Annotated in this window: 13 protein-coding genes; 5 read left to right on the plus strand and 8 right to left on the minus strand. The window is 40.5% G+C overall.

Annotated features, from left to right (window positions below; all coding sequences use genetic code 11):
• Positions 1–8: 8 nt before the first annotated feature.
• From FPK91_RS00775 to FPK91_RS00795, 5 genes are all read right to left on the minus strand, one after another.
• A complete protein-coding gene (locus FPK91_RS00775; protein ID WP_144206758.1) occupies positions 9–1025 on the minus strand; it encodes a FecCD family ABC transporter permease in 1017 nt (338 codons plus the stop codon).
• Positions 1026–1052: 27 nt separating this feature from the next.
• A complete protein-coding gene (locus FPK91_RS00780) occupies positions 1053–2054 on the minus strand; it encodes a heme/hemin ABC transporter substrate-binding protein (RefSeq protein WP_144206760.1) in 1002 nt (333 codons plus the stop codon).
• A 55-nt stretch (positions 2055–2109) separates the two neighbouring features.
• Positions 2110–2526, minus strand: coding sequence for an ExbD/TolR family protein (locus FPK91_RS00785; protein ID WP_144206762.1), 417 nt, complete (start codon positions 2524–2526; stop codon positions 2110–2112).
• Positions 2523–3251 (minus strand): MotA/TolQ/ExbB proton channel family protein, encoded by a 729-nt coding sequence (locus FPK91_RS00790; RefSeq protein WP_144206764.1) that lies wholly within the window; start codon positions 3249–3251, stop codon positions 2523–2525. Before FPK91_RS00790 ends, FPK91_RS00785 begins: the two co-directional genes overlap by 4 nt.
• A 147-nt stretch (positions 3252–3398) precedes the next feature.
• The gene (locus FPK91_RS00795) at positions 3399–4148 is read right to left on the minus strand and encodes an energy transducer TonB (RefSeq protein WP_144206766.1); all 750 of its coding nucleotides are present in this window, start codon (positions 4146–4148) and stop codon (positions 3399–3401) included.
• A 404-nt stretch (positions 4149–4552) separates the two neighbouring features.
• On the opposite strand from FPK91_RS00795, the gene FPK91_RS00800 reads away from it, so the two are divergent.
• The 3 genes from FPK91_RS00800 (at position 4553) to hutZ (ending at position 7863) form a co-directional block, all read left to right on the plus strand.
• Positions 4553–6589, plus strand: a complete 2037-nt coding sequence (locus tag FPK91_RS00800) for a TonB-dependent hemoglobin/transferrin/lactoferrin family receptor (protein ID WP_144206768.1) — start codon at positions 4553–4555, stop codon at positions 6587–6589.
• A 124-nt stretch (positions 6590–6713) separates the two neighbouring features.
• Entirely contained in the window at positions 6714–7223 is a 510-nt protein-coding gene (gene hutX, locus FPK91_RS00805) for a heme utilization cystosolic carrier protein HutX (RefSeq protein ID WP_144206770.1), read from the plus strand.
• Between the two features lie 91 nt (positions 7224–7314).
• Entirely contained in the window at positions 7315–7863 is a 549-nt protein-coding gene (gene hutZ, locus FPK91_RS00810; RefSeq protein WP_144206772.1) for a heme utilization protein HutZ, read from the plus strand.
• A 293-nt stretch (positions 7864–8156) separates the two neighbouring features.
• On the opposite strand, the gene yidZ is transcribed toward hutZ, so the two are convergent.
• The gene (yidZ, locus tag FPK91_RS00815; RefSeq protein ID WP_144206774.1) at positions 8157–9122 is read right to left on the minus strand and encodes an HTH-type transcriptional regulator YidZ; all 966 of its coding nucleotides are present in this window, start codon (positions 9120–9122) and stop codon (positions 8157–8159) included.
• The gene (locus FPK91_RS00820; RefSeq protein WP_144206776.1) at positions 9097–10296 is read right to left on the minus strand and encodes an MFS transporter; all 1200 of its coding nucleotides are present in this window, start codon (positions 10294–10296) and stop codon (positions 9097–9099) included. The genes yidZ and FPK91_RS00820 overlap by 26 nt, the downstream gene beginning before the upstream one ends.
• A 1001-nt stretch (positions 10297–11297) precedes the next feature.
• Between FPK91_RS00820 and FPK91_RS00825 the strand changes: the two genes are divergently transcribed.
• On the plus strand, positions 11298–11777 hold the full coding sequence (locus tag FPK91_RS00825; RefSeq protein ID WP_144206778.1) for a L,D-transpeptidase family protein: 480 nt from the start codon (positions 11298–11300) through the stop codon (positions 11775–11777).
• A 113-nt stretch (positions 11778–11890) separates the two neighbouring features.
• Positions 11891–12208 carry an antibiotic biosynthesis monooxygenase family protein gene (locus FPK91_RS00830; RefSeq protein WP_144206780.1) on the plus strand — a complete coding sequence of 106 codons (318 nt, stop codon included), beginning with the start codon at positions 11891–11893 and terminating at the stop codon, positions 12206–12208.
• Positions 12209–12291: 83 nt separating this feature from the next.
• Here the strand turns inward: FPK91_RS00830 and FPK91_RS00835 are convergent, their stop codons facing one another.
• Positions 12292–12630, minus strand: a complete 339-nt coding sequence (locus tag FPK91_RS00835; protein ID WP_144206782.1) for a cytosolic protein — start codon at positions 12628–12630, stop codon at positions 12292–12294.
• Between the last annotated feature and the right edge of the window lie 521 nt (positions 12631–13151).

Below are 13151 nucleotides of genomic sequence, written 5' to 3' on the forward strand. Positions count from 1 at the left end.
CCGACCATTTATACCAACTTATTGCGCTGCTTTAGCAGCAACAAAATAAAGAAAGGTGCACCAAGCAGTGCTGTGACTAAGCCCACTGGTAATTCAGATGGAGCAACAATCGAGCGGGCGCCAATATCGGCGAGTACCAATATACCTGCACCTAATATCGCACTCAGTGGTAGCAGCAGTTTATGATCTGGTCCCACTATCATTCTGACTAAATGAGGCACAACAAGGCCGATAAAACCAATAATTCCCGTGGCAGCAACCGCGATGCCAACCCCAATAGCGCATAGGATGATGAGACGCAATTTGAGCTTATCTACGTCAAGACCAAGGTGCCTTGCTTCCGCTTCACCCAGTAATAAAGCATTAAGGGCTTTTGCATTGCGGTTAAAGTGCCAGCTAATGATGGCTAAAGCTATCAAGCTTAAAATGACATAATGCCACTGAGCTCCAGCAATGGAGCCCATTTGCCATAAGGTTAAGTCTCGTAAAGCCATATCATTGGCCATGTAAGTTAATACGCCAATGCCTGAGCCTGCTAATGATGCCACTGCAACACCTGATAGCAGTAACAGTACCACTGATGTTCCGCTAGGGCTTGAGGCGAGTTTATACACCAAAAGCGTGGTGATTAAACCGGCTACGAAGGCGCTAAATGCCACTAAATATTCGCCGCCATTGGGGAATAACACGATACAAACAGCAGCGCCTAAAGCAGCCCCCGATGAGACACCAATAATGCCAGGGTCTGCTAATGGGTTTCTAAATAGGCCCTGCATTACAGCGCCACATTGTGCCAACGTTGCGCCAACGGCGAGTGCGAGTAAAGTGCGTGGTAAGCGCACATTGTTAATGACCAATTGTTCGTGAGGCGCTACTGTCGATAATGGTTGTTGCGTGGCCCAATTCACCACAGCATTAAAGCTGGTGGTTGGGCTAATTTGCAATGGACCTATGCTGACCGACAACAGGCTTGTTATCACTAATGCAGTGATTAAACAGGGCCAAAGCCAACGTTGATTTTGCATGTTAATTCCTACAGCTGATTAACGGCTTTAAAGTTGTTGGGTAGCGGCTTGGATTGAGAGAAAGTCACTGGCAAGAGTATCTGCGGCTTGAATAGCACTTATTCCTAAACCACCTAATAATGCTTGGGGTTTTATTGCTTTGATTTGCTTATGCTCACCGGCTGGAGTGTGCTGTAGTAATGGCATCTTTTCCAGTAGCTCTGCTGCGGGGTTCTGCTGTTCGTCATCACTGCGATTAGATATTAAAATCACATCAGGCTGTAACGCCAAAATGCCTTCTTGTGAGACACTTTTATAACCGTCAAAACCTGCGATGTTGTTACCGCCTGCAAGATTTATAATGATATCTGCGGCGGTATTATTACCACCGACTCTAGCGGGTCTATCAGCTTGTAATAATAAGAATAATACTTTTAATGGTTTGCCGTTGTCGGTGATTTTTTGCTGCTTGGCATCAAGCTTTACAAAGGCTTCTTCAACTTGGCTTTTAAGGGCGGTTGCTTGTGATTGGCGTGACAGTAATTCACCCATTTGATCAATATTGGCAAGTAGCTGAGCTTGAGTGTCAGCATCAGGTAATTGCACCACGTTCACATTGGCCTGCGACAAAACTTCTAGTGTGGTTTTTGGCCCCATGGCATCTGAGCCCAATAGTAGGCTAGGTGACAGTGCCAATATGCCTTCTGCTGATAGCATTCTGTGATAACCAAGCTTGGCTACCTCTGTCAGTTCTGCAGGTATTTGGCTGGTGGAGTCAACGCCAACCAATTCATTGCTTGCATCAAGAGCCAGCACCAATTCAGTAATCCCCGCACCTGCACTGACAACTCGAGTATTTTGTGTTTTAAGGCTATTTACAGGGTTATCAGTGGTCATATCCGTCGCAATAGTCTGACTATAAGCATTTGGTGCCATGAAAGCATTGGTCACTAATGCGCCTGTAACTAAGGCACTTGTGAATAAAGCACTCAGTACAATGCGTACTTTTTGGGATGTCGGTTTATGAGATATAGATGTAAGGTTGAACATGTTTAACTCCAAATAAAAATAAATTTGTTAGCGGTGCAATTGGTCAGCGAAAAAACTATGGCTCCATGAGGATTTGTGTATTTGATATTTGCTGACGTTGCAGCAAAGCCAGCACATTCATTAGTGGCTGAACGGGAGCGCTTTTATCTGCAGCGACGACCACCTTTATGTCGGGTTGTTCGCTGATAGCACTTATGAAGGCAGTTTCAAAATCATCTAAATGCTCAAAAATTTGACCATCAATAGCCCAATGAGGCTCAGTCATCATGATGTTGATGGCAATATGTTGCTGTTGGGATAAAGCCGTGAGTTCGGAGTCTGCCTCAGTAGGAACGTCTACGGGTAGCGTTAGCAATTGGGTATTCGCAGTGAGCAGTAAAAACACTAAAACGATGAAAATAATGTCGATTAGCGGGGTCAGATCCAAATGGAAATGACTCTGCTCATTGGTCATCATTTCTGCGCGGATCATGAGAGTGACTCCATAGCGACAGTGGTTTTTGTAGAAGGATTACTTATCACTGATTGCGCCTGTTTTACATTTTCATTGCCGATGGTGAGTGCTTGATCTAAGCCTTCAAGCCACAAATTAAGCTGATTAAGTGCGTGAGCTAACTTCTGACAACGTTTGTCTGCCCATAAGTTCATTAGGTTAGCGAGGGTGATTGCCGGAACTGCGATAATTAAGCCAGCTGCGGTGGTATTCATCGCCAGTCCAAGACCTGTTGCAAGTTGAGAGGGCGTTACAGGCCCGTCTGACAACCCCAATTGGCTGAACATTTCAATAAGCCCAAGTACAGTCCCTAGCAAACCCAGTAGTGGGGTTATCACGCCGATAATCTGTAATACCTTTAAACCTGAACTGAGTTTTTCTTTTTGTTTCAGTAGCCATAGGTTGACGATTTCTTCACGCATTGTTCGTGGCTGATCAGCATGGGACAGTAATAAGGCAGTGCCTTTGGCCAACATACTTTTACCTTGGCTAAGCTGGGTGATTAATTGCTGTCTTTGATCTGGCGTTGCGCTGCGAGTTTGCTGGCGTAATTCAGTTAACCAATGATCCCGTTTGGTGAGTTCATTCATTATCAAGGCGAATCGTTCTAGAACGATTAATGACGCAATAAAAGCGCAACCTAACAAAGGCCAGGTGAGGTAACCAAGCTGCTCAGATAACTGTAAATATAACGATTGAGGCATTAACGTATTTCCTTAGGTATAACTCGCTTATTTAGTACGTTATTCCTAAAACGTGGTTAAACAAGATTGTGGCTAATTATGATTAACTGGTGCCACTTGATGACTCGATTACCCTTATTTCCTGCAGGGTGGTTGATTTATTGCTTGTTAATTCAGTGCAAATTTAACCGGTACTCTCACGGTATAGGCATAAGCGGTTTGTGGTGATGGCGCGGCAAATTGCCATTGCTCAACGGCATTCATTGCTGCTGCATCAAGTAAGTTATAACCAGAGCTGTCGATAATGGTCAGTGAAAGTTGCTCACCAATTTGGTTAAACATCACTTCAATCGTCGCAGTACCTTCAAAGCCACGCTTACGGGCTTTTTTAGGGTAATTGGGTTGTGCTGGTGGCGCAGAGAATGTTGGCTTATTTAGCGCTATTGTTTGCTGACTAACACCTTGCTTAGCGTCTACTTGTTGCTGGTTATGGCTGTTATCGGATTCAATGCTGGTGGTTAATTCTTCTGCTTGTTCGACTTCTGCGTCATTGACTTCAGTTGAGGTATTGTCAGTTTTAGCCACTTCTTCAATCACCATCTCTTCGACGGCCGTTTCTTCAATCGCTTCTTTAGGTTTCGCCTTAACGATTGCCTGTTCGCTAATGGTTTTCTTAATGACCTGCTTTACAACTTCTGGTTGTATTTTGACTTCTTTTTCCACCACTTCTTTCGTTTTAGACTGTTGAACCATAGCCGTTTTAGCTTGCATCGCAATGGCGATACTGACGGTGTGATTAGACCCCATAGCAGCACCTTCAGTTAATTGAATTTCAGGTACTGAATTTTGCGAGGCAAGTACCCCTCCTTGAATCAAAATTGTTAAGCAACCAAAAGCAAAATATCGTTTAGGTGTCATGAGTTCTATTCTTCTATTTACGGCAACCTGTTTAATAGTTAAACAAATTGTGATTGTGCTGATTTTAAGCTAAGTGTCTTTACAATCTTTACAAATGTATAATTAACAATTACTTATAATCAAACCTTGTCATTGTGATTGCTAAGATACCTCAATAGTAATGAGATCGCAAATGATAATGATTTTCATTTGATCTATATTTTATTCTCAGGTAAAGTGCGGCAAATAGTCATTCAATGACGATTAAATTTAGTTAGGTTCCACTTCTAAAAATCACCCTAATTTGCTATGAGATTGTGCAGGATAGTAGACGGGGCAGTGCAACAGGAAAGTGCATATGATTGAGCTAGGGAATGAGCAGTGGATTACGTTGTTTTCGCATTTATTTTTCTGAGGATTTTACAATGACCAAGAAGCCACTAGTAGTTGCAATGGCAATGGTTTTTAGCACGGCAGCATACGCGCAGGACATAAAGCAAGTTACTGAGTTCGATGAAGTATTAGTAACCGCTACACGTATTAGTGAAAAGGCATCAGACACGAGCAGAAGTGTCACCGTTGTCGGCGAAGAGAAAATTCAAGAACTACAACCATCTTCGGTTGCTGATGCATTAAAAAATGAAGCAAACGTTAGCGTAACCAATGGTCCTCGCGCATCGTCTCAAGGTGTTGAAATTCGTGGTCTCAGCGGCCAACGTGTTCTACAAACTATCGATGGCGCTCGTCAAAATACCAATTCTGGTCACCGCGGAACTTATTTCATGGATCCTGAGTTATTAAGCTCAATTGAGGTGGTTCGTGGTCCAGCAAGTAGCTTGTGGGGCAGTGGTGCAATTGGTGGTGTGGTTGCACAAAATACAAAATCAGCGAGCGACTTTTTAGAAGACGGCGACACGTTTGGTGGTTACGTTAAACAAGGCTTTGAAACTAACGGCGATAAAATTAAAACTAGCGCGACTCTTTACGGCATTGCTGACAACATTGATTGGTTATTGAGTGGTAGCTATCACGACAGTAATAATATCAAGATTGGCAATGACCAAACCCTTGAAAACAGCGGGTCTGAAGTTGGCAGTGGTTTAGCTAAAATTGGTTGGGAGCCATCGGATGATCAACGTTTACAGTTCTCTGCTCGTTTTTCTGATACTGATGAATTAGTTCCAAGTAACCCATCAACCGTAGTCGGTAGCTCTGTACCATTAATCCAACGTAATACTAAAGATCAGAATGTTACCCTCGATTACAGCTTTAACCCTTCTGATAATCCGTTAGTTGATTTAAATGCCAACCTATACTGGAACGGTACTGACTACGATGAAGATCGCGTCACTAAAGATCAGATTGATAGTACTGAATACAACACCATTGGTTTTACCATAAATAACAGCTCAAGCTTTGCTAATACAGTATTAACTTACGGTATTGACGGCTATCAAGACAGCATTAAAACCGTCCGTGATGACAGCGGCCAAGTAGGCGAACGACCTGAAAATATTGATGGTGAAACGACGGTTTGGGGCGCATTTACCAAAGCTGATATAGCCTTAACTGATACCTTGGCACTAGATGCTGCTGTGCGATACGACACGTTTAAAAATGAAAGTAACAACTTAAATGAGTCATCAGATGATAATGCATTTACCCCATCGATTGGTCTTGTGTGGAATACAACTGAGTGGTTAACCCTAAGTGCTCGATATGATGAAGCATTCCGTGCACCGAGTATTGAAGAAATGTACTCAACAGGTTCGCATTACTGTATTCCGTCAATCCCTGGTTTCTTACCTGATGGCTTGTGTAATACCTTTGAAATCAACCCAGATTTAAAAGCTGAAAAAGCACAAAACAAAGAAGTAAAAGCTGATATGCGTTTTGCTGATTTAGCGGGTAATGATGAACTGGCGATTACCTTAAGTGTATTTAGAAATGATGTTGATGATTTTATTGAGCAAACTGTTTCAAACCCTCTGCATGGTATTCCAGGTTTAGAGCAAACAACCTCTTGGAATAATGTTGATGAGGCGCAGCTTACAGGTTTTGAATTCACGACTCGTTACCGCTACAACCAAACTCGGGTGATCTTTAACTACGGTCAAACTGAAGGTAAAGATAAGACGACTGATGAGTACTTATCTAACATTCCAGCTAAGAAATTGGGATTCGATTTATCACAAGCCATTATGGAAGGTGATATCAAGTTAGGGACTCGCTTCACTTATGTCTCTGAGCAAGATGACTTACCGGTAGATAACCTTAACCAATATGACTCTTACAAACTATGGGATGTTTACGTCGCATGGGAACCTGCAATGGGGACTTTCGAAGGTTTGAGAGTGGACTTTGCTGTAGAGAATATTGGCGATGAAGAGTACCGTCAAGCGTGGCAAACCTTGTACGAACAAGGCCGCAATTTTAAATTGTCAGCTCGTTATTCTTTCTAGTCATTAATTAGCCGATTTTGGGCAGTAAGATTGACTTACTGCCTTTATCAAACATTTTCACTGATGATTAACAAAGGAATGGGTCATCAGTCATTCAGCATTATTCACGAAATTGGAGTATTCCATGACTGTATCAGTCGAAACAATTCGTCATTATTTAAATGAAAATCCACAAGCGATGCCTGCACAAATTTCAGCAGCACTCAATGTATCTGAGCGACAAGTGGTAGCAGCGCTTCCTGATGGTCAGTTCACTGCGCTACCTTTAGCAGAGAAAGATGCATTACTGACCTCTTTACCAGAATGGGGGCCAATGACCACTATAGTGGCAGTATCTGGCAGCATTTTTGAATTTAAAGGTGCGTTCCCAAAAGGGAAATATGCTCACGGCTATTACAACTTAATTACTAAAGGTGATGGGTTGCATGGTCATTTAAAACTCGATGACATCAGCGCCATTGCTTTAATCAGTAAACCGTTTAGAGGCACTGAAAGTCACTCGATTAACTTTTTTGGTGCAGATGGCGAAATGGTATTCAAAATCTACTTAGGCCGAGATAAAAAACGAGTATTACTTGCGGATCAAGTCACACGTTTTCAGGCATTAAAAGCCAGTGTTACTGAAGCGGCGTAAGCCACTTACTAAGTAAAGTATTACTTTGGCTAGCAATTGAGATGCCCATTAATTGCGAGGCAAGAAAAGAATTAATATTGAGGAAAGTGTGATGACAACAGAAAAAGAGCAGCGCTTACGCGAAAAATTATTACCTGAAATTGAAGAATTTAAAGCGCAGCGCTCAACGCTGCAATTAGCAACACAAGATGCAGACGGTGTGCCTAATGCCAGTTACGCTCCTTTTGCTTTAGCTGATGACGGCTTTTATATTTTGGTCAGTGAATTGGCTCGTCATGGTACTAACTTGAAAGCATCAGCCAAATTGTCAGTGATGTTAGTACAGGATGAAACTGAAGCTAAAAGTGTTTTTGCTCGTAAGCGGTTAACCTTTGATGCCACTGCAGAATTGGTGTCTCGCGATAGTGATACTTTCAAAAAAGGGGTTGCGGCATTATCGGCTCGATTTGGTGAAATGATTGATAATCTGGCGATATTGAACGACTTTAATTTGTTTAAACTCAATCCTCATCACGGTTTATATGTGAAGGGCTTTGGGCAAGCATTTAGTCTATCAGGTTCTGAATTATTAGATGTTGATTGGAAGCGTGATGGCCATCATGGCACACCCAAACAACCTGAAGCAGCGACAGCTGTTTAAACATAGCTATTTGATCAAGTAGGCAAATCAAGTTAGTAAATATTGATACAAGAATATACTTGAAACTAAAAAGTTAAATTTAAAGCACTGAATATTAATAATACTCAGTGCTTTTTTGAATTTATTATTTTGATGGATGTCATTTAACTATATATGAGTTTCATCATTTTAGCTCTAACAAGTCTCAGTTCAAGTCTGGGTTTAGGGCGCATGACTAATCACTTATTACTATCTCTTCTAACTTCGATGCTTAGTCACTTAATCTGCAGCTTAATTAAATTCAATAAAGTCATCTAATCAAATTTTATGTTGTCATAAAACGATTTTATAGTGTCTTTCAGCCATTGTAATTTAGGGTTATGGGCATTGCGTTTATGCCATATTAATGTGAAAGGAATTTGTAATTTAGCTTGATCCGCCACATTAACAGGAATAGGTAAGCATACTAAATCAGGGTGAAGGTTTTCAGTATACCGCTGACAATATCTAGGGGCTGTGGTGATCATATTTTGGTTTGGCTGCGCCGCCATAAACAGTGATTGCTCAAAACTAGACATGGTAAGGGTGATATTACGTTTTAAGCCTTGTTCGCTCAGTACTTCATCTAATGCCCAAGTTTCACTTTTCTCCCATACGATATTGATATGTGGATATTTGAGAAAGGTATCCAAGTTCCACTCTTCTTGCAATGCAGGGTGTGCTTTATGTAAATACACCATTGGAAGATCAGTAAACAAAATTTCAAAATCTATGAAGTAGGGCAATAAATCTAACGACTCTTTTGAGCGAGGGTGGCTTTCTCTGCCGGTTAATCCAATATCAATTTCCCCTGAAATAAGCGCCTCTAAAGAGTCATAATCCCAGTTATAGGTTTTGATTTTTGCATCAGTGTAGCGTGTTTGAATTTCTTGAATGAGCTCTGTGAGCGTGAACAGTAATAAAGGGGATTCAATGGCTAAGTCAAACTGAATCCCTTTTGGTGAGTCACCGCTTTGTTTTTGTAGCAGTTGGTTACTTATTTGCAACCAATCGGCAAGATCTTGTTCCATGCTTTGGGTAAAAGGGGTCGGCGCTAACCCCTTAGGTGTTTTGACGAACAAAGGATCGTCAAACCAATCCCGCAGTTTTCTGAGTGATTTACTCACTGAGGAAGGGGTCACATTCAGCTTTTTTGCTGTTTTTGACACACTTAGCTCTTGAGTTAGTAATTGCAGAGTATGCAATAAATTCAGATCAAGACGGGACAGTGATTTTTTCATGATTTTGGCTTTGAGAAGACTTAGGCACTAATAGTATTAAAGCAATACTGGTTACGCTACCTAAAACCAAAATTATCACTAACATATTCAATGCGTTTACACCTAAAAGACCCATAATCCAGATATAAAACGCAGAACACGACACTTGAGTGATACCAAGCAATGAGCTGGCAACGCCTGCACGCACAGCATATGGGCTAAGGGCTTGGCTCATAGAAACTCCGAAACCAATCGCAAAACCTGAACATATAAACCCGAAGCCGAGTAAATACCAATGATGATTCAAATCTGCTAATAAAGTGATTGTCATCACTGTAGCAGCGAGTGCAAACAAACTTTGTGAAGCGAGCAATATGCTACGTTCTTTAAAAATAGACAAGGCTAAAGGGGCAGCAAAAGAGGCAATCATGCTGATTAACGCCGTTACAGCCATAATGGTTGAATACTGACTTCTATCAAAGCCCATATCATTCATCACTAACATGGGGGAAACGTTAACGTAGGTTAAAATTGTCGTCATACCAAGCGAAGTAATCATAATGCGACTGATAAAGAAGCGTTCGGCAAATGATTCTGTTGCGGAGGGTAAAAACGTAAGGTTTTCATTAACGCTGGTGGATGTTTTTAGGTTGGTTTCCTTTAATATTAGCGATGATAAAATACAAACAGCACCACCCATTATCGCCATAGTGAGAAACAAACTTGGCCATGGGTATTTAAGCATAATCATATAACCAATTACGGGCGCGATAACGGGAATAACACAGGTGATACCATTGATCATCGACAGCACTTTAGCGCGGCGAGTATCATCCAACACATCACGAATAATAGCAAAGGCCACCACGTAGCAAGTACCGGCTCCAACTCCTTGAATAAATCTAGCCATTAAAAATGTGCTGCTCTGTTCAGCCATTCCGCCCAATATTGAAGCCACCGTGAAGATAATAGCCCCAGTAATAGCAACAGGTTTACGGCCAATTGAATCTGACAGTTTTCCTGCAATCAGCATGGTGGTTGCCATACCTGTTAAATAGATAGAAAAGGCAAAATGCAGCTGTGATTCTGTTGCGTTAAGATCCGCGCCAATCTGTGGCAAACCCACTAAGTAAAGATCGATTGCGGTAGGGTAGAGTAAAACCAGGGCAAAACTGCAGAGTAGATATCGGGACATAGGAACCTCAAAAGTTAATTGAGACGATAATAGTCCTGTAAAAATTAACTAGCGAGTGAGTATTAAGACATCAGGTATGTCCATTAACGACAAACCTGAATGTTAACTTTGAATCTTGAGCCTGAGTTTAACTATTGCAAGGAAGGTGTTGTGTCTGTATGACTCTTGTTGATCGTGCATGAGATGTTGGTTGTTATTTTCAAACGATTAAAATTGATGGTGTTTCAGTAAGGTATTGAATTAAAGCTACAAAAATATTTAGGTATATTTGTCCAGGACAGAGTTGGGTAAGCTTAAACACAATCATCGAGCACACTATTTAGGGAAGAAAAAGTCATCCAATAACATGATCCAATAAACTACCATATAGAATTGACTCTGACTCTACTAGTTAAGCATACCAAATCAACTTGGACAGGTATTAACCAACTTGGATTGGTATCAATCAAGTCCAACAAGTGATTGATGCCCAGCAAAATACTAAAACGTTATATCTTGGTAACGGATTGAGCACAATGAAAGTAATATATTTAATTCTGTTACCATGGTTCTCCTTTTTTATAGGTGATTATATTTATGGCTCAAGTCATCTTATGTTTCACCATCTTTGCGAAAAGACCTTTCTAGGGTGCCAAGAATTAAACTTTGTTAGCTTTGCTATAAAAGGGCTAGTTTGTGGTAGCTTGGCTTGTATTGTATCCAGAGATAAATGGGAGAAGGTGGCTTTCAACTTATCAATATTTTCACTATTAACTATCTATACATTAGGCTTAATCTGTGGACACAAAATATTGGAGTCATTATTGGATGATTATTATTGGTTTACTTTAATCACTCCTTTTTGCCTGTTCACCTTGATTTCTATTAAGCTGATAATATTAATAAAATTTATATATAACAAAAATTAAAGTCGGAATGGTAAAAGTTTACTCAATTCAATTTTTCACATTTTAGTCAATGGTTACTTTCCAGTTAACGTGGAATCACATGCACAGGTATATATGCGATATATTGCTTTAATTTTCGTGTTAGTTTTATTTTCTTCTCCTATTTTCGCTAAAGTTGATTTAGTAAAAGTAGATAAATCTGACAATAAAATGTACTTACTTAATAACGGTAAAGTTATTAAGGAGTACCAAGTTGCTTTTGGCAGAAATCCCAAAGGGCATAAAGAGCAAGAGGGTGATCAAAAAACTCCAGAGGGTAGTTACACCTTAGATTATAAAAAAGAAGATTCATCATTTTATAGAGCGATGCACATTTCATATCCTAATGTTCAGGATAATCAGAATGCTAAATCTAAGGGCTTCTCAGCTGGCGGTTTTATTATGGTGCATGGTCAGCGAAATTGGCTTGGGTGGTTTTCTTCAATTACACAAAAGTACAATTGGACAAATGGTTGCATTGCTTTAACTAATTCAGAAATGGATGAGTTTATGGATTTAGTGGAAATAGGTACTGAAATCTATATCGAGTGGTAAAGCATGTCGTAAGGGATTTAAACAAAAATAAAATAGTTAGCAGCTTTCGTTGATCAACATTTTATCCAATAATTATTTATCATTATTAGGGCTTTATATGCCTAGGAGCATTAATGTCAGTTATCGCTAAAACACCAAAACCGCCTTACTTTGCTGTTATTTTTACTTCTACACGAACAGAAGGAGATAATGGTTATGATGAGATGGCAAGTAGAATGGTTGAGCTTGCAGAGCAGCAATCAGGATTTTTGGGTATAGAATCAGCAAGAGAGAATGTTGGAATAACGGTTTCATACTGGGCAGATCTTGATTCAATTAAAAGCTGGAAAGCTAACTCAGAACACTTAGATGCCCAAAAAACTGGGCGTAAGTCTTGGTATGATTCATTCAAGGTTCGTATATCTAAAGTGGAACGAGATTACGGCATCTAATAAGCCATTTAGTAGGACAATTTTTTATGCCCCATTCCTTGCTAGGGATGCCAATTCGCTGATTTCAACTTACTGAATAATTTTCAGTCCATTCGGGTAATAAAGGTTTGCTCGTCATCAACAAAAGCCACAAAGCCGCCGTGATAGATAAATACCCGACCTCGCCCCTCAACTATACAGGCAAGCTGTGGGTTCAAATCTTCTTCGTTATCCAGGCTTTGAAAAGTGCCGGTATCGGTGATTACGCCGCTGAGTGTAGGCAAATATCCATAATTGCGCTTGGCTTGATCAATCAGGTTCAATTCGCTGTCGGTAGAGAAGCAAAAGGGGATCGCACCTGCTTCTTCGATAAATAAAGGTTTCAGTTCTTCAAAACCTGTAATCACCAGCCAGTCGATACCGTTAACATGATGGATAAACATAGAGTCTCTCGGTTATTCTAGTGCGGATATTTTATCACTATTAGGGGAGAACGTAGTAGAGATTTAGTTGCTAAAGTTTTATCCGGACATTCATTTGGCCAACTTGAAATACGTCTTTGTTCATTTCTTTACAACTACAATCGTGTTAAGCATATCCAGCCAAAAACAGACATTGAAGTTCAATTTGAGATAACACGATCCGCTACCTTGGAGTTGAATTAGAAGACGCATTGTTACTTTCAGAAGGCACAGATTGTTAGTCGAAATAAACCCTGTTTTGTAAGGTTTCCATTAATCGCTATTCTGATAAATTTTTGCCCCAAATCTAGTTTGCGATATTGAACAAAACAAAGTCGTGGTATTTAGTTCACACCAGATTTAGACCGTAGGTTTCCATCCTTTATTTCCAAACTTGGTTTGAATCAAAGTCGTGGCGCTTCACCCACACTAGACCAAAAGGGTATCAACAGCAATACCCTCTTGGATCACCCCGCAGCCCCTAACGAAAAATGCTGAAAAAC

It is taken from the genome of Shewanella donghaensis (assembly GCF_007567505.1).
GTDB classification, from domain to species: domain Bacteria; phylum Pseudomonadota; class Gammaproteobacteria; order Enterobacterales; family Shewanellaceae; genus Shewanella; species Shewanella donghaensis.

Excerpts from the sequence above, each read along its gene's own strand:
- FPK91_RS00780 (WP_144206760.1), bottom strand. The coding sequence starts at position 2,054 with ATGTTCAACCTTACATCTATATCTCATAAACCGACATCCCAAAAAGTA.
- FPK91_RS00825 (WP_144206778.1), top strand. The coding sequence starts at position 11,298 with ATGCGATATATTGCTTTAATTTTCGTGTTAGTTTTATTTTCTTCTCCT.
- FPK91_RS00800 (WP_144206768.1), top strand. The coding sequence starts at position 4,553 with ATGACCAAGAAGCCACTAGTAGTTGCAATGGCAATGGTTTTTAGCACG.
- FPK91_RS00835 (WP_144206782.1), bottom strand. The coding sequence starts at position 12,630 with ATGTTTATCCATCATGTTAACGGTATCGACTGGCTGGTGATTACAGGT.
- FPK91_RS00795 (WP_144206766.1), bottom strand. The coding sequence starts at position 4,148 with ATGACACCTAAACGATATTTTGCTTTTGGTTGCTTAACAATTTTGATT.
- FPK91_RS00820 (WP_144206776.1), bottom strand. The coding sequence starts at position 10,296 with ATGTCCCGATATCTACTCTGCAGTTTTGCCCTGGTTTTACTCTACCCT.
- FPK91_RS00785 (WP_144206762.1), bottom strand. The coding sequence starts at position 2,526 with ATGATCCGCGCAGAAATGATGACCAATGAGCAGAGTCATTTCCATTTG.
- hutZ (WP_144206772.1), top strand. The coding sequence starts at position 7,315 with ATGACAACAGAAAAAGAGCAGCGCTTACGCGAAAAATTATTACCTGAA.
- FPK91_RS00830 (WP_144206780.1), top strand. The coding sequence starts at position 11,891 with ATGTCAGTTATCGCTAAAACACCAAAACCGCCTTACTTTGCTGTTATT.
- hutX (WP_144206770.1), top strand. The coding sequence starts at position 6,714 with ATGACTGTATCAGTCGAAACAATTCGTCATTATTTAAATGAAAATCCA.
- FPK91_RS00790 (WP_144206764.1), bottom strand. The coding sequence starts at position 3,251 with ATGCCTCAATCGTTATATTTACAGTTATCTGAGCAGCTTGGTTACCTC.
- FPK91_RS00775 (WP_144206758.1), bottom strand. The coding sequence starts at position 1,025 with ATGCAAAATCAACGTTGGCTTTGGCCCTGTTTAATCACTGCATTAGTG.
- yidZ (WP_144206774.1), bottom strand. The coding sequence starts at position 9,122 with ATGAAAAAATCACTGTCCCGTCTTGATCTGAATTTATTGCATACTCTG.